18 protein-coding genes are annotated in these 22,322 nt (G+C 65.5%); 9 read left to right on the top strand and 9 right to left on the bottom strand.

Annotation, left to right across the window (positions count from 1 at the left end; all coding sequences use genetic code 11):
- Positions 1–112: 112 nt before the first annotated feature.
- Positions 113–2,221, bottom strand: a complete 2,109-nt coding sequence (fusA, locus tag GJV37_RS10415) for an elongation factor G (RefSeq protein ID WP_084357675.1) — start codon at positions 2,219–2,221, stop codon at positions 113–115.
- A 458-nt stretch (positions 2,222–2,679) separates the two neighbouring features.
- On the opposite strand from fusA, the gene GJV37_RS10410 reads away from it, so the two are divergent.
- Positions 2,680–3,339, top strand: a complete 660-nt coding sequence (locus GJV37_RS10410) for a DsbA family oxidoreductase (RefSeq protein WP_170858604.1) — start codon at positions 2,680–2,682, stop codon at positions 3,337–3,339.
- 203 nt (positions 3,340–3,542) lie between these two features.
- Here the strand turns inward: GJV37_RS10410 and GJV37_RS10405 are convergent, their stop codons facing one another.
- Positions 3,543–3,878, bottom strand: a complete 336-nt coding sequence (locus tag GJV37_RS10405; protein ID WP_024762270.1) for a ribonuclease E inhibitor RraB — start codon at positions 3,876–3,878, stop codon at positions 3,543–3,545.
- Positions 3,879–4,084: 206 nt separating this feature from the next.
- Here GJV37_RS10405 and ptrC point away from each other — a divergent pair, with 206 nt between their 5' ends.
- On the top strand, positions 4,085–4,282 hold the full coding sequence (ptrC, locus tag GJV37_RS10400) for a type III secretion system co-regulatory protein PtrC (protein ID WP_024762271.1): 198 nt from the start codon (positions 4,085–4,087) through the stop codon (positions 4,280–4,282).
- A 71-nt stretch (positions 4,283–4,353) separates the two neighbouring features.
- Here the strand turns inward: ptrC and GJV37_RS10395 are convergent, their stop codons facing one another.
- From GJV37_RS10395 to GJV37_RS10385, 3 genes are all read right to left on the bottom strand, one after another.
- Entirely contained in the window at positions 4,354–6,597 is a 2,244-nt protein-coding gene (locus tag GJV37_RS10395; RefSeq protein WP_170858603.1) for a xanthine dehydrogenase family protein molybdopterin-binding subunit, read from the bottom strand.
- Between the two features lie 11 nt (positions 6,598–6,608).
- Positions 6,609–7,067, bottom strand: coding sequence for a (2Fe-2S)-binding protein (locus GJV37_RS10390; protein WP_037009221.1), 459 nt, complete (start codon positions 7,065–7,067; stop codon positions 6,609–6,611).
- A 303-nt stretch (positions 7,068–7,370) separates the two neighbouring features.
- Positions 7,371–8,390 (bottom strand): zinc-dependent alcohol dehydrogenase family protein, encoded by a 1,020-nt coding sequence (locus GJV37_RS10385; RefSeq protein ID WP_170858602.1) that lies wholly within the window; start codon positions 8,388–8,390, stop codon positions 7,371–7,373.
- Positions 8,391–8,704: 314 nt separating this feature from the next.
- Between GJV37_RS10385 and GJV37_RS10380 the strand changes: the two genes are divergently transcribed.
- From GJV37_RS10380 to GJV37_RS10355, 6 genes are all read left to right on the top strand, one after another.
- The gene (locus tag GJV37_RS10380; protein WP_017517481.1) at positions 8,705–9,619 is read left to right on the top strand and encodes a LysR family transcriptional regulator; all 915 of its coding nucleotides are present in this window, start codon (positions 8,705–8,707) and stop codon (positions 9,617–9,619) included.
- 330 nt (positions 9,620–9,949) lie between these two features.
- The gene (gene mexE / locus GJV37_RS10375; RefSeq protein WP_024762275.1) at positions 9,950–11,185 is read left to right on the top strand and encodes a multidrug efflux RND transporter periplasmic adaptor subunit MexE; all 1,236 of its coding nucleotides are present in this window, start codon (positions 9,950–9,952) and stop codon (positions 11,183–11,185) included.
- A gap of 249 nt (positions 11,186–11,434) precedes the next feature.
- The gene (locus GJV37_RS10370; protein WP_024762276.1) at positions 11,435–14,635 is read left to right on the top strand and encodes an efflux RND transporter permease subunit; all 3,201 of its coding nucleotides are present in this window, start codon (positions 11,435–11,437) and stop codon (positions 14,633–14,635) included.
- 5 nt (positions 14,636–14,640) lie between these two features.
- Positions 14,641–16,068 (top strand): efflux transporter outer membrane subunit, encoded by a 1,428-nt coding sequence (locus GJV37_RS10365; protein WP_065083889.1) that lies wholly within the window; start codon positions 14,641–14,643, stop codon positions 16,066–16,068.
- Between the two features lie 236 nt (positions 16,069–16,304).
- Entirely contained in the window at positions 16,305–16,499 is a 195-nt protein-coding gene (locus GJV37_RS10360; protein ID WP_024762278.1) for a hypothetical protein, read from the top strand.
- A gap of 118 nt (positions 16,500–16,617) precedes the next feature.
- Positions 16,618–16,818: a hypothetical protein gene (locus GJV37_RS10355; protein ID WP_024762279.1), complete on the top strand. Its 201-nt coding sequence runs from the start codon at positions 16,618–16,620 to the stop codon at positions 16,816–16,818.
- Between the two features lie 50 nt (positions 16,819–16,868).
- Here the strand turns inward: GJV37_RS10355 and GJV37_RS10350 are convergent, their stop codons facing one another.
- Genes GJV37_RS10350 through GJV37_RS10340 form a run of 3 tightly spaced genes read right to left on the bottom strand, consistent with a single transcriptional unit; the run spans position 16,869 to position 19,202 of the window.
- Positions 16,869–18,071, bottom strand: coding sequence for a CynX/NimT family MFS transporter (locus GJV37_RS10350; RefSeq protein ID WP_051445545.1), 1,203 nt, complete (start codon positions 18,069–18,071; stop codon positions 16,869–16,871).
- A 14-nt stretch (positions 18,072–18,085) separates the two neighbouring features.
- The gene (locus GJV37_RS10345) at positions 18,086–18,541 is read right to left on the bottom strand and encodes a nucleoside deaminase (protein WP_024762281.1); all 456 of its coding nucleotides are present in this window, start codon (positions 18,539–18,541) and stop codon (positions 18,086–18,088) included.
- A gap of 25 nt (positions 18,542–18,566) precedes the next feature.
- Positions 18,567–19,202 carry an ankyrin repeat domain-containing protein gene (locus tag GJV37_RS10340; RefSeq protein WP_065083865.1) on the bottom strand — a complete coding sequence of 212 codons (636 nt, stop codon included), beginning with the start codon at positions 19,200–19,202 and terminating at the stop codon, positions 18,567–18,569.
- 122 nt (positions 19,203–19,324) lie between these two features.
- On the opposite strand from GJV37_RS10340, the gene GJV37_RS10335 reads away from it, so the two are divergent.
- Positions 19,325–20,191, top strand: a complete 867-nt coding sequence (locus GJV37_RS10335; RefSeq protein ID WP_024762283.1) for a LysR family transcriptional regulator — start codon at positions 19,325–19,327, stop codon at positions 20,189–20,191.
- 5 nt (positions 20,192–20,196) lie between these two features.
- Here the strand turns inward: GJV37_RS10335 and GJV37_RS10330 are convergent, their stop codons facing one another.
- Positions 20,197–22,260: a putative bifunctional diguanylate cyclase/phosphodiesterase gene (locus GJV37_RS10330; protein ID WP_193452418.1), complete on the bottom strand. Its 2,064-nt coding sequence runs from the start codon at positions 22,258–22,260 to the stop codon at positions 20,197–20,199.
- Positions 22,261–22,322: the final 62 nt, after the last annotated feature.

Here is a 22,322-nt window from a genome sequence, read left to right as displayed (position 1 = left end):
ATGGCCATGCGGCGGATAACGCTGGCGCGTTATGCGCCCTACGAAAAGAGTCATACCGGACCACACCAACGAAAACGGCGCCCGCAGGCGCCGTCATTGGCTCAGGGAAACCTCAGCCGTGGGCCTTCTTGATAATCGCCTCGGCAATGTTCGCCGGCGCTTCGGCGTACTTGGTGAACTCCATCGAATAGCTCGCCCGCCCCTGCGACATCGAGCGCACGTCGGTGGCATAGCCGAACATCTCGCCCAGTGGCACCTCGGCGCGGATGACCTTGCCCGCCGGTGTGTCTTCCATACCCTGGATCAGCCCGCGCCGGCGGTTCAGGTCGCCCATCACGTCGCCCATGTAGTCCTCCGGCGTCACCACCTCGACCTTCATCACCGGCTCCAGCAGCACCGCGCCGCCCTTCTGCGAGAGCTGCTTGGTGGCCATGGACGCGGCGATCTTGAACGCCATCTCGCTGGAGTCGACGTCGTGGTAGGAGCCGTCGAACACCGAGGCCTTCAAGCCGATCAGCGGGTAGCCGGCGAGCACGCCGTTCTGCATCTGTTCCTCGATGCCCTTCTGGATCGCCGGGATGAATTCGCGCGGGATCACGCCGCCGACCACCTCATTGACGAACTCCAGCCCATCCTTGCCCTCGTCGCCCGGCTCGAAGCGAATCCAGCAGTGACCGAACTGGCCACGGCCGCCGGACTGGCGGACGAACTTGCCCTCGATCTCGCACTTCTTGCGGATCGCCTCGCGGTAGGCCACTTGCGGCTTGCCGATGTTGGCCTCGACGTTGAACTCGCGGCGCATGCGGTCGACGATGATGTCCAGGTGCAGCTCGCCCATGCCGGAGATGATGGTCTGCCCGGTTTCCTCGTCGGTCTTGACGCGGAACGAGGGGTCTTCCTGGGCCAGCTTGGACAGGGCGATGCCCATCTTCTCCTGGTCGGCCTTGGTCTTGGGCTCCACGGCCACGGAGATCACCGGGTCAGGGAAGTCCATGCGTTCGAGGATGATTGGCTTGTCGATGGAGCACAGGGTGTCGCCCGTGGTGACGTCCTTCATGCCGATCAACGCGGCGATGTCGCCGGCGCGCACTTCCTTGATTTCCTCGCGCTGGTTGGCGTGCATCTGCACCATCCGGCCGACGCGTTCCTTCTTGGTCTTCACCGAGTTGAGCACCGCGTCGCCGCTGCTCAGCACGCCGGAATAGACGCGGGCGAAGGTCAGCGTACCGACGAAGGGGTCGGTGGCGATCTTGAAGGCCAGCGCGGAGAACGGCTCGCTGTCGTCGGCGTGACGCTCCAGGTGCTTCTCTTCGTCGTCCGGATCGGTGCCATTGATCGCCGGGATTTCCGTGGGCGCCGGCAGGTAGTCGATCACCGCGTCGAGCACCAGCGGCACGCCCTTGTTCTTGAACGAGGAGCCCAGCACCGCGGGAACGATCTCGTTGGCCAGGGTGCGCTGGCGCAAGCCGGCCTTGATTTCCTCGACGGTCAGTTCCTGGCCTTCGAGGTACTTGTTCATCAGATCGTCGTTGGCTTCGGCGGCAGCCTCGACCATGTGCGCGCGCCACTCGTCCGCCAGCGCCTGCAACTCCGCCGGGATCGGCTCCTCGGTGTAGCTGGTGCCCTGGTCGGCGTCGTTCCAGACAATGGCCTTCATCTTCACCAGGTCGATCTGCCCAGAGAAGGTTTCTTCCGAGCCGATGGCCAGCTGGATCGGCACCGGGGTGTGGCCCAGGCGCTGCTTGATCTGTGCCACCACCCGGAGGAAGTCGGCGCCCTGACGGTCCATCTTGTTCACGTAGGCCAGGCGCGGCACGTGGTACTTGTTGGCCTGGCGCCAGACGGTCTCGGACTGCGGCTCGACGCCATCGGCGCCGCTGAACACCACCACCGCGCCATCGAGCACGCGCAGGGAGCGCTCCACCTCGATGGTGAAGTCGACGTGCCCGGGGGTATCGATGATGTTGAAGCGGTACTTGTTGGGGTACTGCTTGGAGGAGCCCTGCCAGAACGCCGTGGTGGCCGCCGATGTGATGGTGATGCCACGCTCCTGTTCCTGCACCATCCAGTCCATGGTCGCCGCGCCGTCGTGCACCTCGCCCATCTTGTGGTTCACACCGGTATAGAAAAGGATGCGCTCGGTCGTGGTGGTCTTGCCGGCGTCGACGTGGGCGACGATGCCGATATTGCGGTAAAGCTCGATGGGCGTATTGCGAGCCATGGTGTGCTCCGTTTCTGCTGGTTGACTGCCGGGCCTGCTGCTGCGGGTCCGTTGCCTGCGCGGGACGGCGGGAGGGAGTGCGGCATCAGAATTTTCTGAGCGCAACAGGCTCAAGGTAGCGCGTCTTCGTGGCAATTCCAGTGCCGGAGCGTCACGGATGTCGCAGTCCGACCGGCTGCGTCGCTCCGGCATTTCACCGCATGGCGGGAAACCCATGAAATGATTGTAGTTCTCAGGTGACAACCCGAAGCAGCCAATGCGTTCGTCGTCCCCCCTCTCCCGCCCCCTGGTGCTCCCTTCGCGACAGGGATGTCGCCCCGATGGAAGACCCACGCCCGAGACAAGGGCGCCAAGGCCTGGCCAACGGGCCGAATCACCGCCCGGCGCTATCGCCACTGGATTGGAACGCCCATCCGGGTCCATGCTAGGCGCTCGCCCATTTGCCGGAGTTCGCCCCCATGAGCGACGCCATCACCATTGATTTCGTCTCCGATATCGTCTGCCCCTGGTGCGCCATCGGCCTCAATGGCCTGCTGGAGGCCATGCGCCGGGTGGATGGCGAACTGACCGTGGAATTGCACATCAAGCCCTTTGAACTCAACGCCGACATGCCTGCCGAGGGTGAAGACCTGGTGGAGCACCTGCAACGCAAGTACGGCAGCAGCGCCGAGGAAATCGCCCGCAACCAGGAGCATTTGCGTTCCATGGGCGAGGAAGTCGGCATGCACTTCGATCTGAAGAAGCGCAACCGCATCTACAATACCTTCGACGCCCACCGCCTGTTGCATTGGGCCGCCGAGTCGCATCGCGACGTGGCGTTGAAACAGGCCTTGCTGCATGCCTACTTCGGCGAAGGCCGCGACCCGAGCGACCCGGAAGTGCTGCTGGAAGTGGCTGTCAGCGTCGGCCTGGACGCCGTGCGCGCCCGGGAAATCCTCGATAGCGACGCCTATGGCGACGAGGTGGTGGCCGAAGAAGATTTCTACACCAGTCGAGGCATTCGCGCCGTGCCAGCGGCGATCCTCAATGGCCGCCAGCTGATATCCGGGGCGCAGAGTACCGACTACTACGAGCAGGCACTGCGCCAGGTCGCGCGGCAGGCGCCACTACCGGAGTGACTACCTTTGCAGGAACGTAGGAGGGATAACGCTGGCGGGTGATGCGCCGCGTACGGACGTTCGTCTCATGCGGGAAGATTTGTACCCCGGGCCAGCCACTTACCCACCCTCTCTCTGAGGGGAGAGTGGTCCCACTGCCAATGCTCAAACGACCAAAGAAAAACGGCGCCCGAAGGCGCCGTCTTTCATGCTGCATCAACCAATCAGAGCGCCGACCAGCCGTCCATCTGACCGCCCAGGTCAGCGGAGTGCTCGGACAGCAGCGCCGCGTAGCCGCTGATGTGCTCGTGGGAGAGCTCCATCACCGGGTAGGCCAGTACCTGCCAGGGCAGCTTGTCGTTGCCGTCGTACTCGGAGTACGCCACCTTCTGCCCGTTCTGCAGCAGCATGATGGCGAAGTCCAGGGCGGACTGCTCGTCCGGGAAGATCACCGCGAACTCCACCTCATGCTCGAGGGAGAGGTCTTCGCCGTCTTCCTGCAGGGCCCACAGGGCATCGCCGATTTCGTCTTCCGGGAAAAGCTGCTTGTCGCGGCTCATGTCACTGCTCCAATTCGATTTACAAAATGCCCGGTGTGGGCACGCCCGCGCAGGATACCCGTCCTGCATGACAGATGCCGGAAAATCTCGCCGGCACCATCGCCTTTGGTGATGTTCACCATCACGGTGTTTCACTTCCGCCCTTGCCCGCTCGGCGCGACGATGCCTCCATCGGGCCTGCGCCCTCCCACATCGAGCCTGCGACCATGCACAGCACCGAGGCGGCGTACCGCATCACCTACATCACTCTGGACGAGCTGCAGCTGCACTTCGAGACCCAGATCGCTGTGCTCGACGAGGAAGGCGGCCTGGCGCTGCACAACGCCGCCACCCTGCCCGAAGAACGCCGGGTGCTGCGCGAACTGATCTGCGAAGGGCACGAACAGCAGGCCCTGGTCGCCTGATCTCGGGAAAGTCTAGACCCTGCCAAGCAAATGCCCCGCTCGTGCGGGGCATTTGTGTTACCAGCCAGGCATCACGCCTGTAGCTGATTGCCAATCGGCAGGTTGCGGATGCGCTTGCCGGTCGCCGCGAACAGCGCATTGGCCAATGCAGGCGCCAGCGGCGGAACCCCCGGTTCACCCACGCCGGTGGGCGGCTCGGCGGATGGCACGATATGCACCTCCACCACCGGCATCTCGTTGATCCGCAACACCTGGAAGTCGTGGAAGTTGGACTGGTCGACCTTGCCGTCGGTCAGGGTGATGGCGCTGTGCAACGCCGCCGACAGAGCGAAGGCGATGCCACCCTCCATCTGCGCCTTGATCACGTCCGGGTTGATCGCCAGGCCACAGTCCACTGCGCAGACCACGCGGTCCACCTTGAAGCTCTTGTCCGCCTTGTAGGTCACCTCCACCACCTGGGCGACGAAGCTGCCGAATGACTCGTGCACGGCGATGCCGCGGCCCCGCTGCTCGCCGTCCTTGCCTTTGTCCAGCGGCGCCAGCCAATTGGCCCGCTGCGCCACCAGCTCCAGCGCGCCGCGATGCCGCGGGTGTTTCTCCAGCAGCTTGCGACGGAACTCGTAGGGGTCCTGCTTGGCGGCGATGGCCGCTTCGTCGATCAGCGTTTCGGTGGAGAACGCCGTGTGGGTGTGGCCCACCGAGCGCCACCATTGGGTCGGCACCGTCACGTTATCCGCCAGCGCCTGCTCGACACGCAGGTTGGGCACGGCGTAGGGCAGATCGGCGGCGCCTTCCACGGCGATCTTGTCGACGCCATCCTTGACCATGAACTTCTCGAACGGCGTGCCGACGATGAAGGATTGCCCCACCAACCGCTGCTCCCAGCCCACCAGATTGCCCTGGGCGTCCACCGCCAGTCGCGCGCGGTGCAGGAAGGCCGGACGGTAATAGCCGCCACGGGTGTCGTCTTCGCGGGTCCAGACCATCTTGATCGGCACCTTCACACCCTGGTCGCGAGCCGCCTTGGCGATGGCTGCCGCTTCCAGCACATAGTCCGAGTGCGGGTTGGCGCGGCGGCCGAAGCTGCCGCCGGCGTACAGCTGCGTGATGTTCACCTGCTCGGGCTCCATGCCCAGTAACTGCGCCACCGACATCTGGTCGCCGGTCTGCCACTGCTCGCCGTTCCAGATCTGACAGCCGTCTTCCTTGAGGAAGACCACGCAGTTCAGCGGCTCCATGGCGGCGTGGGCAAGATAGGGGAACTGATACTCGGCCTCGATCAGGTGCGCCGGTTTCTCCAGCGCCTTGGCGACATCCCCGTCATTGCGCGCCACCAGGCCCGGCTTGCTGGCCATGTCGCGATACTGGGCGAAGATTTCCTTGCTGCCCATCTTGAAGGCCTTGCTCTCATCCCACTCGACCTGCAACGCATCGCGGCCCTGACGCGCAGCCCAGGTGTTCTTCGCCAGCACGGCAACGCCAGCGAAACGGCGTTCGCTCCCCGGAAACTGGACCACATCGACCACGCCTGGCACCGCCTTGGCCTTGCTGGCATCAACCTTGGCCGGCACCGCACCGAAACGCGGCGGGTGGGCGACCACGGCGACCAGCATGTCCGGCAGGTGCACATCCTGGGTGAACTGGGCGGTGCCGTCGGTCTTGGACGGGCTGTCCTTGCGTGGCAGTTGCACCTGACCGATCAGCTTGAAGTCCTTCGGGTCCTTGAGCTTAACGTCTGTCGGCACGGGCTGTTTCGCCGCCGCCTCGGCCAACTCGCCGAAGCTGGCCTTGTGTCTGGAAGCAGCGTGGCTGACGACGCCGTCGTGCACCTCGATCTCGGCCGCCGGCACCTTCCACTGCTCCGCCGCCGCGCCCACCAGCATGGCGCGGGCGCTGGCGCCGGCCTTGCGCATCTGCTCGAAGGAGTTGGCCATGGCGTTGCTGCCACCAGTGCCCTGCAGATTGCCGAAAGCCAGGTTGGCGTAGCGTTTGGCATCGGCCGGAGCGCCTTCGACCTGCACGCGATTCCAGTCGGCATCCAGCTCCTCGGCCACCAGGGTGGCGAGACCGGTGTAGCTGCCCTGGCCCATTTCGACATGCTTGGCGATCACGGTGACGGTGCCGTCAGGGGCGATACGGACAAAAGCGTTGGGTTCGAAGTCGCTGGCCGCCTGGGCGTCGCCCAATTTTCCCAGCAACGGTGCGAAGTAGATGCCCAGCGCAAGGCCGCCGGCGCCGCGCAGGAAGCTGCGGCGGCTGACGTTGAGGATGCTGCCGGCCTCGGCCGGCTGCTGGTCGATACGGGGTTCGAGCATGGTGTCGGTCCTCAGGCCAGGGTCTGGGCGGCGTCGTGGATGGCCGCACGGATCCGCGCATAGGTGGCGCAGCGGCAGATGTTGCCGCTCATCGCGGCATCGATGTCCGCATCGCTGGGCGCCTTGTTGGAGGCCAGCAGCGCGGTGGCCGACATGATCTGCCCGGACTGGCAGTAGCCGCATTGCACCACATCGAGCTTGCGCCAGGCTTCCTGCACCGCCTTGCCGGCGGGCTGTTCGGCCACCGCCTCGATGGTGGTGATCTTCTTGCCGGCCACCGCCGCCAACGGAGTAACGCAGGAACGCGTCGGCTGGCCGTCGACGTGCACGGTGCAGGCACCGCACAGCGCCATACCGCAGCCGTATTTGGTGCCGGTCATGCCGGCGACATCGCGCAAGGCCCAGAGCAGCGGCATCTCGCCGGGGGCGTCGAGTTCGTGGTCCTTGCCGTTCAGGTTCACGGTAATCATCAGGGTGTTCACCTCTTCTGCGGGTGATGGAATGGGGCGAAGCACAGCCGCTTCGTCACGCAATGGATTCAGCCTAGGCGCAAGCGCCGACCAGTGCCGCGACGATACGCCAGGAAGGCGCCGAGCGGTTTGCCTGGTTCTCTTGAGGCTTGCCTGATACTGCTCAGGGTGTGACGGCATATGAGCCGTGCGGCCTGAATCGAGGGCTAGCGGGCAGGTCAATTCCCACTGGGACAACGCAGAATCTCGTGTGCACAAAAAAGCCACTCCGAAGAGTGGCTTTCTCGCCTCAGGGAGGCCGGATCACTCCGGCATCTTGATGACTACACGGCCGCCGCCCGGGCAGGTTTCCATATAGGTGTTGGCGTCCAGGTACTGGGCGAAATCGAACACCCGGTCGATGCTCGGCTTGAGCAACTGGTCGGCGGTCATCTGGTTGATCGCGGTCAGCGCCCGGTGCACGGCTTCGTCGTTGCGGGTCAGGCCGATCTCCGGCTGCCCGGTGAAGTCCAGCACGCAGTGGCGGAAGAACTGCAGGTGCTTCTTGAAGGCCGCACAGGCCGGGAAGGCTGCGTCATTGCCACCGTTGATGCCGTACAGGATCAGCTTGCCGCGCGGGGCCGCGACGTCACCCAGCAGTTTCATCTGCGGGCCGGCGCACTGGTCGAGGACGATCTCGACGCCTTCACCCTTGGTGAAGCGCTCGACTTCAAGGACCAGGTCCTGCTCCTCGGTATAGATGACCTTGTCCGCCCCCAGGCCCTTGAGGAACTCGCGGGTTTCCTCATGGCTGGTGGTGGCGATCACCTGGGCGCCGAGCGCCTTGGCGAGCTGCACCGCCTGCGGGGCCAGGCAATGGCCGGCCTCGGTGATCAGCACGCGCTGGCCGGGCTTGATCTGGGCAAGCTCCACCAGGGCGAAATAGGAGTACATCAGGCCGGTGTAGTGCACCGCCGCCTCGACCGGGGTCAGGACATCCGGATAGCGGGTCAGCGACGTGCGCGGCAGGATGACGTGGTCACCCCAGGCCGGATACAGGTTCGGCGAATTCGCCGGGAAGCTGGCCACCGCCACGCCGGGCTCGAGGTCTTCCACACCCTCGCCCACGGCTTCGACGATACCGGAGAGTTCATAGCCGATGCCCGCCGGCAACTTGGCCTGATCCGGGGCGAGGTTCTGCCGCCAAAGCACGTCGCGCCAACTGACGCCCAACGCCTGGGTGCGAATCAGTACTTCACCCGGCCCCGGTTGCGGGGTCGGCATCTCCTCGATCTTCAGGACCGAGGCGTCACCGAACTGGTGGAAACGGATCATGCGGGACATCACATACCTCGCCTTTGTAGTGCTTCATAGCCACGGACTCTATCCGGGCTTTAGGGGTGACGCCACCGTTCACCATTGATAGTTGACATAAATGGCGATGATTCGGCCCGCGCTACAAGCCTTGTCCTGCGCGGCTGCAAGGCTCTGCGCCGGGACTGTCCACGGGGCCGGGGTGGCTCTGCTCATACAGAGTCAGACCACACCGCCGGGACGAGATTCTCATTAAAAAAGTAGAAATTGATCAAGGACTTATCTGACAGACTTGACTCAGGACACGCTCGGCCTCACTTTTCCCCCATCGCCAGGGAGTCCCCATGAACCGCAACGACCTTCGCAAGGTTGATCTCAACCTGTTGATCGTTTTCGAGACGCTGATGCATGAACGCAGCGTGACCCGCGCCGCCGAGAAGCTGTTCCTCGGCCAGCCGGCGATCAGTGCGGCCCTGGCGCGCCTGCGCGGTCTGTTCGACGATCCGCTGTTCGTGCGTACCGGGCGCAGCATGGAGCCCACCGCGCGGGCGCAGGAAATCTTCGGCCACCTCTCGCCGGCGCTGGACTCCATCTCCACCGCGCTGAGCCGCGCCGCCGACTTCGACCCGGCCACCAGCAAGGCGGTGTTCCGCATCGGCCTGTCCGATGACGTGGAATTCGGCCTGCTGCCGCCGCTGCTGCGCCGCCTGCGCTCCGAGGCGCCGGGCATCACCCTGGTGGTGCGCCGCGCCAACTACCTGCTGATGCCGCAACTGCTGTCGTCCGGGGAGATTTCCGTGGGTGTGAGCTACACCGACGAGTTGCCGGCCAACGCCAAGCGCAAGACCCTGCGCCGCAGTACCTGGAAGATCCTGCGGGCCGACTCGATCCCCGGCGCGCTGACCCTCGATGACTACTGCGCGCGCCCACACGCGCTGGTGTCCTACGCCGGCGACCTGGACGGCTTCGTCGACCAGACCCTGGCCGAGATGGACCGCAAGCGCCAGGTGGTGCTGGCGGTGCCGCAGTTCGTCGGCCTCGCTCAATTGCTGGCCGGCACCGATATCATCGCCACCGTCCCCGAGTACGTGGCCCTGGCCCTCACCGCCGCCGGCGGCCTGCGCGCAGAGGAACCGCCCTTCCCCACCCGCCTGGCCGAACTGTCCATGGTCTGGCGTGGCGCCCAGGACCAGGACCCGGCCGAGCGCTGGCTGCGTTCGCGGATCACCATGTTCGTGGGTGACCCGGACAGCCTTTGACACCGCCCCACCTAACTCGCTCCTCCAGAAACCCTCTTAGGCCGTACCTCGGTGCGAGGCGACTCCCTCACTCCGGCGCTGGCTGCGCGCCCCGCTCCCGAGGGAGAGGGTTAGTGTGAGGGCAGCCCGAGCACGCCAAACTATCCAGTAGCGCTTTCGGGCAATCCCCGTGCCCACTCCTTCTATCTATTCCTGCGCATAGTGCAAAAGCATTTATCACTGCGCGTGATAATCAAAATCTGCTCGTTCGATTAGTTCCCAAGCGCCCTGTTGCGCAGACTCCGCTCCATCAGAAATCCCAAAACCAATTAGATCGCCGGAGTCTTTTCCATGGAGCGAAATCTGAACACCTTGCGTATTCCGTTGGCGTTGGCCGCCGTGCTGGTTCTCAGCGCCTGCGGCAAAGGCCAGGACGCGGCCCAGAACATGGCCGCGCCCAAGGTCAGCGTGGCGGATGTCATCGAGCAGCCAATCAATGAATGGGACGAATTCACCGGTCGCCTGGAGGCGCCGGAATCCGTCGAACTGCGCCCACGCGTCTCCGGCTACATCGACCGCGTCGCCTTCCGTGAAGGCGCCCTGGTGAAGAAAGGCGACTTGCTGTTCCAGATCGATCCACGGCCATTCCAGGCCGAGGTGCATCGCCTGGAAGCCCAGCTGCAGCAGGCTCGCGCCAACCAGACCCGTACCGTCAACGAAGCCTCCCGGGGCGATCGCCTGCGCGCCACCAACGCCATTTCCGCGGAACTCGCCGACGCCCGTACCGCCGCCGCCACCGAGGCCAAGGCCGTGGTCGCCGCGACCCAGGCGGAATTGGACAACGCCCGCCTGAACCTGTCGTTCACCCAGATCACCGCGCCCATCGACGGCCGCGTCTCGCGGGCCGAAGTCACTGCCGGCAACCTGGTGAACAGCGGCCAGAGCGTGCTGACCACCCTGGTCTCCACCGACAAGGTCTACGCCTACTTCGACGCCGACGAGCGCGTCTACCTGAAGTACGTCGACCTCGCCCGCAAGGGTGGTCCGGACGCTCGTGGCAGCAGCCCGGTGTACCTGGGCCTGACCGGCGAGGACGGCTTCCCCCACCAGGGCCGGCTGGACTTCCTCGACAACCAGGTCAACCCCAAGACCGGCACCATCCGTGGCCGCGCCGTGTTCGACAACGACGCCAACCAGTTCACCCCCGGCCTCTATGCCCGCATCAAGCTGGTCGGCAGCGGCACCTACCCCGCCGCGCTGATCAAGGACGAAGCGGTCGGCACCGACCTGGGCAAGAAGTTCGTACTGGTGCTCGACAAGGACAGCAAGGTGCAGTACCGCGGCATCGAGCTGGGCCCGAAACTCGAAGGCCTGCGCATCGTCCGCAGCGGCCTGGTCAAGGGTGACCGCATCGTGGTCAACGGCCTGCAACGGGTTCGCCCCGGTGCCCAGGTCGACGCCCAGGGTGTCGAGATGGCCAGCCAGTCAACCCTCGCCAACCTCGAAAATCAGCGCCGTGCGCTGGAGAGCTTCGAGGCGCCGAAGGTGGCCGAAAAGTCCGTCAAACCGGGCGCGCCTCGCGGCTGACCCAACCCGTACGAGTTCAGCGAGGATCCTGCCGAGCGCAGGCCAGGCAAGGCGGAAGGCGGTGAGGAAGCGCAGTTCACTGTAGTGAATGAGCATTCCGAGCCGGCTTCCAACGCAGCCTGGGCAAGCGCAGGCGGATCATCGACGAACTCACCCTGAATCGATGTACCAGGCCCTTCTCCCACCAGGGCCTTGGGTGACCTTTGTCCCGGGTTTGGCGAACCGCAGCGTTCGCGACAGGAACCAGCCATGAACTTTTCGCAATTCTTCATCCAGCGGCCGATCTTCGCCGCCGTGCTTTCGCTGATCATCCTGATCGGCGGGGCCATCTCGCTGTTCCAGCTACCGATCAGCGAATACCCCGAAGTGGTGCCGCCCACCGTGGTCGTACGCGCCAACTTCCCCGGCGCCAACCCCAAGGTGATCGGCGAGACTGTCGCCGCGCCGCTGGAACAGGCCATCACCGGCGTCGAGAACATGCTCTACATGTCCTCGCAATCCACCGCCGACGGCAAGATGACCCTGACCATCACCTTCGCCCTGGGCACCGACCTGGACAACGCGCAGGTGCAGGTGCAGAACCGCGTGACCCGTACGCAGCCCAAGCTGCCCGAGGAAGTCACCCGCATCGGCATCACCGTCGACAAGGCCTCGCCCGACCTGACCATGGTCGTGCACCTGACCTCGCCGGATAACCGCTACGACATGCTCTACCTGTCCAACTACGCCATCCTCAACATCAAGGACGAGCTGGCGCGCCTGGACGGCGTGGGCGACGTACAGCTGTTCGGCATGGGCGACTATTCGCTGCGTGTGTGGCTGGACCCGAACAAGGTCGCCTCGCGCAACCTGACCGCCACCGACGTGGTCGCCGCGATCCGCGAGCAGAACCGCCAGGTCGCCGCCGGTGCTCTGGGTGCCCCGCCCTCGCCGAGCGACACCAGCTTCCAGCTGTCGATCAACACCCAGGGTCGCCTGGTCACCGAGGAAGAGTTCGAGAACATCATCATCCGCAGCGGCCCGGACGGCGAGATCACCCGCCTGAAGGACATCGCCCGCGTCGAACTCGGCTCCAGCCAGTACGCTCTGCGCTCGCTGCTGGACAACCAGCCGGCGGTCGCCATCCCGATCTTCCAGCGTCCCGGTTCCAACGCCATCGCCATCTCCAACCTGGTGCGCGAGAAGATGGCCGAGCTGAAGAAGGATTTCCCCCAGGGCGTGGACTACTCCATCGTCTATGACCCGACCATCTTCGTTCGCGGCTCCATCGAAGCGGTGGTGCACACCCTGTTCGAAGCCCTGATCCTGGTGGTGCTGGTGGTGGTGCTGTTCCTGCAGACCTGGCGCGCCTCGATCATCCCGCTGGCCGCCGTACCGGTATCGCTGATCGGCACCTTCGCGGTGATGCACGCCTTCGGCTTCTCGCTCAACGCGCTGTCGTTGTTCGGCCTGGTATTGGCCATCGGTATCGTGGTGGACGACGCCATCGTGGTGGTGGAGAACGTCGAGCGGAACATCGGCCTGGGCCTGACGCCCGTCGAGGCGACCAAGCGCGCCATGAAGGAAGTGACCGGGCCGATCATCGCCACCGCGCTGGTGCTGTGCGCCGTGTTCATCCCCACTGCGTTCATCTCCGGCCTCACCGGGCAGTTCTACCGGCAGTTCGCCTTGACCATCGCGATCTCCACGGTGATCTCGGCGTTCAACTCGCTGACCCTGTCGCCGGCGCTGTCCGCCGTGCTGCTCAAGGGGCACCACGAGCCGAAGGACCGCTTCTCGGTGATCCTCGACAAGCTGCTCGGCAGCTGGCTGTTCCGTCCGTTCAACCGCTTCTTCGACCGCGCCAGCCATGGCTATGTCGGAACCGTCACCCGCGTGCTGCGTGGCAGCTCCATCGCGCTGCTGCTCTATGCGGGGCTGATCGGCCTGACCTACCTGGGCTTCTCCAGCACCCCCACCGGCTTCGTGCCGCAACAGGACAAGCAGTACCTGGTGGCCTTCGCCCAGTTGCCCGACGCGGCTACGCTGGACCGCACCGAAGCGGTGATCAAGCGCATGTCGGACATCGCCGGCAAGCACCCGGGCATCGAGCACACCGTGTCCTTCCCGGGTCTGTCGATCAACGGTTTCACCAACAGCCCCAACAGCGGCATTGTCTTCACCCCGCTGAAAGACTTCAGCGAGCGTAAAGGCCCGGGCATGTCGGCCAACGAGATCGCCGCCGAGCTGAACAAGCAGTTCGCCGACATCCAGGACGCCTACATCGCCATCTTCCCGCCGCCGCCGGTACAGGGGCTGGGCACCATCGGCGGCTTCCGCCTGCAGATCGAGGACCGCGGCAACGCCGGTTACGAGGAGCTCTACGCACAGACCCAGAACATCCTCAACAAGGCCCGCGCATTGCCGGAGCTGAACCCCATGTCGGTGTTCACCAGCTACCAGGTGAACGTGCCGCAGGTGGATGCCGCCATCGACCGCGAGAAGGCCAAGACCCACGGCGTGGCGATCAGCGACATCTTCGACACCCTGCAGGTCTACCTGGGTTCGCTGTACGCGAACGACTTCAACCGCTTCGGCCGCACCTACCAGGTGAACGTCCAGGGCGAGCAGCAGTTCCGCCTCGAACCCGAGCAGATCGGCCAGCTGAAGGTGCGCAACAACCAGGGTGAAATGGTCCCGCTGGCCACCTTCATCAAGATCAGCGACACCGCCGGCCCCGACCGCGTGATGCACTACAACGGCTTCATCACCGCCGAGATCAACGGCGCCGCTGCACCGGGCTACAGCTCCGGCCAGGCCGAGGCCGCCATCGAGCGCCTGCTCAAGCAGGAGCTGCCCAATGGCATGACCTACGAATGGACCGAACTGACCTACCAGCAGATCCTCGCCGGCAACTCCGCAATCTATGTGTTCCCGCTCTGCGTGCTGCTCGCCTTCCTGGTGCTGGCCGCGCTGTATGAAAGCTGGGGCCTGCCGCTGGCGGTGATCCTGATCGTGCCGATGACCCTGCTGTCGGCCATTGCGGGCGTGATCCTGTCCGGTGGCGACAACAACATCTTCACCCAGATCGGCCTGATCGTGCTGGTGGGCCTGGCGTGCAAGAACGCGATCCTGATCGTCGAGTTCGCCAAGGACAAGCAGGACGAAGGCATGGATCGCCTGAGCGCGGTACTGGAAGCCTGCCGCCTGCGTCTGCGGCCGATCCTGATGACCTCCATCGCCTTCATCATGGGCGTGGTGCCCCTGGTGCTGTCGTCCGGCGCCGGCGCCGAAATGCGCCATGCCATGGGTGTCGCAGTGTTCTCCGGGATGCTCGGCGTGACCTTCTTCGGCCTGCTGCTGACCCCGGTCTTCTATGTGCTGATCCGCCGCTTCATGGAAGCCCGTGAAGCGAAGAAACAGGCGCAGCAAGCGCGCATCGCCCAGAACCACGAGGCCCATCAGGCATGAGCGTCATGATCAACAATGCTGTGAGCAAGAGTGCCGTGAAACTGTTCGTCCCCTCCCTGCTCGCGCTGGCCCTCAGCGCGTGCATGGTCGGCCCCGACTACCAGAAACCGGACACCGCGCCGGCGCAACTGGACAGCAATGCCCAGGTACAGAACTACGACCGCAGCCGTTACGAAGACGCCTGGTGGAAGCAGTTCGATGACCCGGTGCTGACCCAGCTGGTCGACCAGTCCCTCAAGGAAAACCGCGAGCTGCGCGTGGCCTACGCCCGCGTGCTGGCTTCGCGGGCGATCCGCGACGACGTCGCCAATGACCGTTTCCCCACGGTCACCAGCCGCGCCGAAGGCCAGGTCGGCAAGGGCCAGGTGCCCGGCCAGACCGAGGACCGGGTCAACCAGGAGCGTTACGACCTGGGCCTGGACATGATCTGGGAAGTCGACCTGTTCGGCCGCGTGCGCCGCCAGTTGGAATCCAGCGACGCGCTGAGCGAAGCCACCGTGGCCGACCTGCAGCAGCTACAGGTCAGCCTGATCGCCGAGCTCGCCGATGCCTACGGGCAACTGCGCGGTGCGCAGCTTCGCGAGAGCATCGCCAGGAGCAACCTGGAGAACCAGCGCGAATCCCGCGACCTGACCATCCAGTTGCGCGACGCCGGCGTCGGCAGCGAACTGGACGTGCAACGCGCCGAAGCGCGCCTGGCTTCCACCGAAGCCAGCGTGCCGCAACTGCAAGCCGAGGAAGTGCGCCAGCGCAACCGTATCGCCACCCTCCTCGGCCAGCGCCCGGATGCGCTGACGGTGGACTTGTCGCCGAAAAAGCTACCCGCCATCGCCAAGGCCCTGCCCATCGGCGATCCGGGTGAATTACTGCGCCGTCGGCCGGACGTGGCCTCCGCCGAACGCCGCCTGGCGGCCGCCACCGCGGATGTCGGTGTGGCCACCGCCGACCTGTTCCCGAAAGTCAGCCTCGGCGGCTTCCTCGGCTATACCGCCGGCCGTGGCTCGCAGATCGGCTCGTCCGCCGCCAGCGCCTGGGGCGTGGCCCCGAGCATCACCTGGGCGGCCTTCGACCTGGGCAGTGTGCGGGCTCGCCTGCGCGCCTCCAAGGCCGACGCCGACGGCGCCCTGGCGACCTACGAGCAGCAGGTCCTGCTGGCCCTGGAAGAATCGTCGAACGCCTTCAGCGACTACGGCAAGCGCCAGCAGCGCCTGGTCTCGCTGGTGCGCCAGTCCGAAGCCAGCCGCAATGCCGCGCAACAGGCCGGCCTGCAATACCGCGAGGGCACCGTGGACTTCCTCAACCTGCTGGACGCCGAGCGCGAGCAACTCGCCGCCGAGGACGCCCAGGCCCTCGCGGAAGTCGACGTGTACCGCGGCATCGTGGCGATCTACAAGGCCCTTGGCGGCGGCTGGCAGCCGACGCCTGCGGCCTGATCGATCCTCCCCGGTCGAGAGTTTCTCGACCGTTCTGGCCCTGCGGTCTGACGCTCCGGACCGCGGGGCTTTTTTATGGCCATGCTTCAGCGGCGTTTCCTAGCTATTGGCAACCCGGTTCCGGAATCTGTCAGATACTTAGATGCTGATCAGTATTTTCTGATAGCAATAGAAAATAAGCTGAAGCTCGTTCGAATTCAGAATTCACTGACGCCAGGTTTAAGGAATACCGCTCAGTGTCCGACGCCGATGAAACCAGAATCCCAGCCCCTCGCCGCGGTAACGAGTTGAATGATCTCCTGCGGCGCGTGCGGCGCGGCGACGTTTTTCACCCGGACCTGAAAAGATGGCTCGTACACCTGCAGCTGGCTGAGTTCCGCGGCCTGCAACTGGTGCTGACGAACAAGGGGCAACTGCTGGCGCAGTCTTGAGCCTTGGGCTGAGCGGTTCGTGCCGTTATGATCCAGCGCGACTTGCCAGGGATCAAAAGAGTTCGCCCTCGCCCTGGCCTAGACTTTCTATATCGGAATTTTCAGACAAGGATTCGCCATGGACGCCACCGCCCACTTCATCCCCCTGGACCCCACGTCCCTCTTCATCACCCTCGGCATCCTCGTCTTCGGCATGTTCATGCTGGGGATCGGCTTCACCATCCGCCAGCGCCCGGTGGGTGTGTTCCTGATGTGGGTCGGCACACTGAGCATGCTGTCGATCATCGCCTACCGCATCTACATCGCTACCTCCGTGTAACGCAGGCAAAAAAATGGCGCCCTCCGGCGCCATTTCCATTTCTTCCAGCCTCAGCGCTGCATTGCCCGCGCGTATCCCTTGGGCGAAAAGCGCAACGTCACGCCCAGCATCAGCACCACCGACACCGCCAGCAGGATCCACGACGCCTGGAAGCTCCCGGTGCTGTCACGCAGCCAACCGGTGACGTAGGGCACGATGCCGGTAACGATGAAGCCGATGCCCTGTACGAAGGCCGCCAGCCGACCGGCCGCGCCGGCATCGGCGAGGTGATCCAGGGTCAGCGTCAGACTCAGCGCAAAGCAGGCGCCCAGGCCGTAGCCGATCATCGCCACCCAGATACCCGGCAGGTACAGCGGCGCCGAGATCAACCCGATGAAGCCCGCCAGTTGAATCAGCAGGCACAGACACAGCCAGCCGCGGCGATCCAGCGAGCGGCGGATCAGCAACGGGATGGTCAGCGCAGCGATCACCTGGAAGATGGTCATCAGGCCGATCAGCTGTCCACTGGCCTGGGCCGTCCAGCCCAGTTGGCGGTAATACACCGGCAGCCAGGCCACCATGCTGGTGTAGCCGCCATTGATCAGGCCGAAGTACAGCGCCAGCAGCCAGGCGCGACGGCTGCCGAAATAGTGCTGCGCCTTCTGCCGGGGCGGCGCCGCCACCGGCGTTTCCCGCGGGCGGGCCAGCGCCCAGAGCACCAGGCCGACAATGGCCAGCAGCAGCCAGGCGCCGAGACCGTCCTGCCAGCGATGGAAGTGTTCCGAAACCACCGGTGCCAGGACTGCGGCGCTACCGCCGCCAGCCATCAGCGATGCCGAGTAGAGACCCATGGCGGACGGCACCTTGTGCGGGAACCAGCGCTTGATCACCCCCGGCACGAACGCCTGGATCACCGCCACGCCGCAGCCCGCCAGCACCGCGCTGGCGATCAGCGCGAAGCCGCTGTCCAGCAGCAGCCGCCAGAAGCATGCCGCGCCGATGGCCAGCAGGCCGAGCACCATGCCCCGGCTCTCGCCCAGGCGCGGGCCGACCCACGGCAGCCCCAGGGCGAACAGCCCCATGCACAGCACTGGCAGTACCGTCAGCATCGACAGGCCCTGGAAGCCCAGGCCGGTGGCGTCGTGGATGTCGGCCAGCAGCGGGCCGATGGAGGTGAGGATCGGCCGCAGGTTGATGCCCAGCGCGACGATCACCAGCAAGCCGATCCAGCCGGCGCGCACGTTCTGCTCGCTGCCGCTCTGCGCGCTCGCCATGGCGATGCTGCGACTCACGAGCGGAGCTCCTGCCAGTGATCGTAGAGGCCTTCCTCGCCGCTCGGGCGCAGGGCCCGCAGCGGCACCGCCTGCCATTGCGGCGGCTGGGTCATCTGCTGGTACACGGCGGAAGTCGACAGCCCGAACGGCTCGCCATCGTCGTTGGAATAGGCGAAGTACGCGCCTTCCACGCCACACAGGTGCATGGCCGCCAGGCACATGGGGCAAGGGTGTCCGCTGGCGTAGATCACGCAGCCGTCCAGCCGCGACATGCCCAGCACCGCCGAGGCGCGGCGGATCGCCAGCAGCTCGGCATGGGCGGTGGGGTCGAAATCCAGGTGGATGGAGTTGGCGGCGCGGGCAATCACCCGGCCGTCCTTGACCAGCACGGCGCCGAACGGGCGGCCGCCGGCCTCGATGTTGTCGCGGGCCAGTTGCAGGGCCTCGCGCATGAAGACTTCGTGTGACATGGCAGTTTCCAGCGAATCGGTTCGATCAATGCGCGCCGGCGACTTCCAGCATCCTGGCGATGGTGGTCTGGTTGCGCTGGCGGGCGTGTTGCAGCGGCGTGACGCCGTCGTTGTCGGCCAGGTTCAGGTTCGCCCCGGCTTCTATGAGTTGTTTCACGATGGCCTGGTGCCGCGGGCCGCCGTCGCTGAGCAGGATGGCTTCGAGCAACCCGGTCCAGCCCAGCTTGTTGACGTGATCGGGGTCGACGCCGGCCTTGAGCAGGGTCGCTACCACGTCCACATGGCCACGCTCGCAGGCCGGTATCAGCGCCGTGCCGCCATAGCGGTTGGTGCTGCGCAGGTCGGCGCCGTGGGCCAGGGTCAGCTGGAGGATATCCAGACGTCCCGCCGCACCGGCCAGCAGGTAGGCACTGTCGTGGATGCGGTTCTGCCGGTTGACGTCGGCGCCGGCGGCGATCAGCAGCCGCGCGACTTCCACGCGGTTCTGGGCGGTGGCCAGCAGCAGCGGCGTGTTGCCCTGCCCGTCGGTCACATCCACTGGCACACCGCGTTGGAGCAGCGTCGCCACCTCGGCTTCCCGGCCGTCGCTGGCGGCGCCCAGCAGTGCGTCCGCGGCGGCACGGCTGTGCACGTCCTCGGTCTGGATGGTCGGCATGTCCATGGGCGCTCCCCCGCGATGGCTGTCGTGCCTCGAATCACTCTCGATAATGAGCAGTCGCAGTATGACAAAGGGATTTTCTATGCTGAAATTAAATAGAAACATGAGTTTCAGTGGGAATCCAAATGCTTGACCCCAACCTGCTGCGCAGCTTCGTGATGGTAGTGGACGCCGGCAACTTCACCCGCGCCGCCGAATTGCTGCACCTCACCCAGTCCACCGTCAGCCAGCAGATCCTGCGCCTTGAACAGAGCCTGGACTGTCGTCTGCTGGACCGCAGCCAGCGCCAGGTGCTGCCCACTGAACAGGGCGAACGGCTGCTGGGCTATGCGCGGCGCATCCTCGAACTGGGCTCGGAGGCCCGTGAGGCTCTGAGCAGTGAGCACAGCGAGGGCGTGCTGCGCCTGGGGATGCCGGAAGACTTCGCCGGCGAGCGGATGATGCCGCTGCTGGCGGCCTTCAGCGCCGAACGCCCGCGGCTGCGCCTGGAGGTCTCCAGCGGTCTCAGCCAGGAGCTGTTGCGCCAGTACCGCAGCGGCGAGTTGGACCTGGCGCTGGTCAAGCAATGGGGCGCCGATGCCGATTGCCTGGCGCACTGGCCCGAACCGTTGGCCTGGCAGGACAGCGCCGCCACCCCCGCCGCCGCGCGCGACCCGTTGCCGCTGGTGGTATTTCCGCTGGGCGCGCTGTACCGCCAGGAGATGATCCACGCGCTGGAAGCCAGCGGCCGGCGATGGCGCATCAGTTACAGCAGCGCGAGCCTGGCCAGCTTGTCAGCCGCGGTGGCGGCCGGCATGGGCGTCAGCCTGTTGCCACTGCGCGGGCGCCACGAAGGCCACCGGGTGCTGACCGCCGAGGAGGGTTTTGCGCCCATCGAGGGGCTGGAGCTGGCACTCTACGCCCGCCCGGAACTGGGCAGTGCCGGGCGCCGCCTGTGCGAGCAACTGCGTGATCTGTGTACCCAGCTGGCGGCGCTGCCAGCGGAGTACTGAGCCACTCAGCCCGGAGCGCCGAGACGCTCGAAGAATTGCTCGGCCGGCACGGGCTTGCCGAGCAGGAAGCCCTGTAGCGAATCGCAACCCAGGCGGGTGAGGAAGCTCTGCTGGCCGGAGGTTTCCACCCCTTCGGCAACGATGCGCAAATCCAGCGCCTGGCCCAGGGCGACGATGGCCGAGACGATGGCGGCGTCGTCGCTGTCCTGCTCCAGGTCGCGGACGAAACCGCGGTCGATCTTCAACTCGTTGGCCGGCAGGCGCTTGAGGTACAGCAGGCTGGAATAGCCGGTGCCGAAGTCGTCGATGGACAGGTCCACGCCCATCTCCGACAGCTTGCCGAGGATTTCCAGGCTGGAATCGGCATCGCGCATCGCCGTGGTCTCGGTGATTTCCAGGGTCAGGCAGCGCGCCGGCAAATGATGGCGCTGCAGCGCATCGGCCACCGATTGCACCAGTGCCGCATGGCAGAACTGCAGGGCCGAGAGGTTCACCGCCACCCGCCAGCTTTCGTGGCCCTGCAGGTACCACTCGCGCATCTGCCGGCAGGCCTCGTCGAGCACCCAGTCGCCGATGGGGATGATCAGCCCGGTGCGTTCGGCCAGGGCGATGAAGGTATCGGGCATCAGCAGCCCGCGTTGCGGATGCTGCCAGCGCAGCAGCGCCTCGGCGCCGATGGGTTCGCCGCTGGCGGCAAACTTGGGCTGGTAATGCAGGATGAATTCACGACGGTCCAGGGCGGCGCGCAGGTCGTGCAGCAGCTGCAGGTGGTTGCGCGCATTGGTGTTCATCGATTGTTCGAAGAAGCTGTAGCCGTTCTTGCCATTGCCCTTGGCGTGGTACATGGCTGCGTCGGCGTTGCGCAGCAGCTCCTGCTGGCTGGTGCCGTCGCCCGGATAGAGCGCGATACCAATACTGGCGGCGATGCGCAGCTCCTGCCCGGCCACCTGGAACGGCTGGGCCAGCAGGTTGACCTGCTGGCTGGCGACGCTCACCGCGTCTTCGGCTTCGGCGAGCGCCACCAACATCACGAATTCATCGCCGCCGATGCGCGCCACGGTGTCGTCGCTGCGCAGGTTGCCACACAGACGCAACGCCACATCCTTGAGCAACAGGTCGCCGACATGGTGGCCGAACGCATCGTTGACCGGCTTGAAGCCATCGAGGTCGAGGAACATCAGCGCGAAGTAGCCGCCGTTGCGCTGGACCTTGCCGATCATCTGCTCGACGCGGTCTTCCAGCAGGATGCGGTTGGGCAGACGGGTGAGGTTGTCGTGCAGGGCGAGCTGGGTCAGCTCCTGGTTGGCCTGGGCCAGCGACGAGGTGAGCTGTGCCGTGCGCGACTCCAGGCGCGCATCCAGCACCGACGTGAGCAGCGCGATGCCAATGATCGCCAGGGTCACGATGACGACCAGCATCGCCAGCCAGTCGCTGCTCAGCCCGTTGGGGGATGCGCCGCAGAAGCTACCCTCGGGAAAGCGCGCCGCGGCCATGCCGGTGTAGTGCATGCCGACGATAGCCAGGCCCATCACCAACGCTGCGCCACCCCGGGCCAGGCGCACATAGGGGGTGTTCTGCCGCAGCTTGAAGGCGATCCACAATGCGGCGCCGGACGCCGCCACGGCGATCGCCAGAGAGAGCCCGAACAGCGTCGGGTCGTAGTCGATGCCCGGCTGCATCAGCATTGCGTACATGCCCAGGTAGTGCATGCAACTGATCCCGGCGCCCATGGCCAGCGCGCCGCAGATCAGTTGCCAGAGCGGTAGCCGCTCCTGGCTGACCAGCGCCAGGGCGAAGCCGGAACTGAGTACGGCGATGGCCAGCGACAGCAGGGTCAGGGTGAGGTCGTAACCCAGCGGGATCGGCAGGCTGAAGGCAAGCATGCCGATGAAGTGCATCGACCACACGCCGATTCCCATGGCCACCCCGCCGCCACCGATCCACAGCAGCACCGGCCAGCCGCGGGTAGTCGCGATGCGCCCGGCCAGGTCCAGGGCGGTGTAGGACGCCAGCATGGCGACGCACAGCGAGATCAGGACGAGGGCGGGATCGTAACTACCGGTAAGCATGGGGGCTCTCTAATGGACTCAAGCGCTGATGGCCGCGCGCGGTCCATGCACGCAAAAGTCCG

Source organism: Pseudomonas nitroreducens (assembly GCF_010994165.1).
GTDB classification, from domain to species: Bacteria; Pseudomonadota; Gammaproteobacteria; order Pseudomonadales; family Pseudomonadaceae; genus Pseudomonas; species Pseudomonas nitroreducens.
This window is presented reverse-complemented; position numbering and strand designations above follow the sequence as displayed.

Excerpts from the sequence above, each read along its gene's own strand:
- ptrC (WP_024762271.1), top strand. The coding sequence starts at position 4,085 with ATGCACAGCACCGAGGCGGCGTACCGCATCACCTACATCACTCTGGAC.
- GJV37_RS10385 (WP_170858602.1), bottom strand. The coding sequence starts at position 8,390 with ATGTCCCGCATGATCCGTTTCCACCAGTTCGGTGACGCCTCGGTCCTG.
- mexE (WP_024762275.1), top strand. The coding sequence starts at position 9,950 with ATGGAGCGAAATCTGAACACCTTGCGTATTCCGTTGGCGTTGGCCGCC.
- GJV37_RS10355 (WP_024762279.1), top strand. The coding sequence starts at position 16,618 with ATGGACGCCACCGCCCACTTCATCCCCCTGGACCCCACGTCCCTCTTC.
- GJV37_RS10390 (WP_037009221.1), bottom strand. The coding sequence starts at position 7,067 with ATGATTACCGTGAACCTGAACGGCAAGGACCACGAACTCGACGCCCCC.
- GJV37_RS10405 (WP_024762270.1), bottom strand. The coding sequence starts at position 3,878 with ATGAGCCGCGACAAGCAGCTTTTCCCGGAAGACGAAATCGGCGATGCC.
- GJV37_RS10410 (WP_170858604.1), top strand. The coding sequence starts at position 2,680 with ATGAGCGACGCCATCACCATTGATTTCGTCTCCGATATCGTCTGCCCC.
- GJV37_RS10365 (WP_065083889.1), top strand. The coding sequence starts at position 14,641 with ATGATCAACAATGCTGTGAGCAAGAGTGCCGTGAAACTGTTCGTCCCC.
- fusA (WP_084357675.1), bottom strand. The coding sequence starts at position 2,221 with ATGGCTCGCAATACGCCCATCGAGCTTTACCGCAATATCGGCATCGTC.
- GJV37_RS10370 (WP_024762276.1), top strand. The coding sequence starts at position 11,435 with ATGAACTTTTCGCAATTCTTCATCCAGCGGCCGATCTTCGCCGCCGTG.
- GJV37_RS10330 (WP_193452418.1), bottom strand. The coding sequence starts at position 22,260 with ATGCTTACCGGTAGTTACGATCCCGCCCTCGTCCTGATCTCGCTGTGC.
- GJV37_RS10335 (WP_024762283.1), top strand. The coding sequence starts at position 19,325 with ATGCTTGACCCCAACCTGCTGCGCAGCTTCGTGATGGTAGTGGACGCC.
- GJV37_RS10350 (WP_051445545.1), bottom strand. The coding sequence starts at position 18,071 with ATGGCGAGCGCGCAGAGCGGCAGCGAGCAGAACGTGCGCGCCGGCTGG.
- GJV37_RS10395 (WP_170858603.1), bottom strand. The coding sequence starts at position 6,597 with ATGCTCGAACCCCGTATCGACCAGCAGCCGGCCGAGGCCGGCAGCATC.
- GJV37_RS10345 (WP_024762281.1), bottom strand. The coding sequence starts at position 18,541 with ATGTCACACGAAGTCTTCATGCGCGAGGCCCTGCAACTGGCCCGCGAC.
- GJV37_RS10380 (WP_017517481.1), top strand. The coding sequence starts at position 8,705 with ATGAACCGCAACGACCTTCGCAAGGTTGATCTCAACCTGTTGATCGTT.
- GJV37_RS10340 (WP_065083865.1), bottom strand. The coding sequence starts at position 19,202 with ATGGACATGCCGACCATCCAGACCGAGGACGTGCACAGCCGTGCCGCC.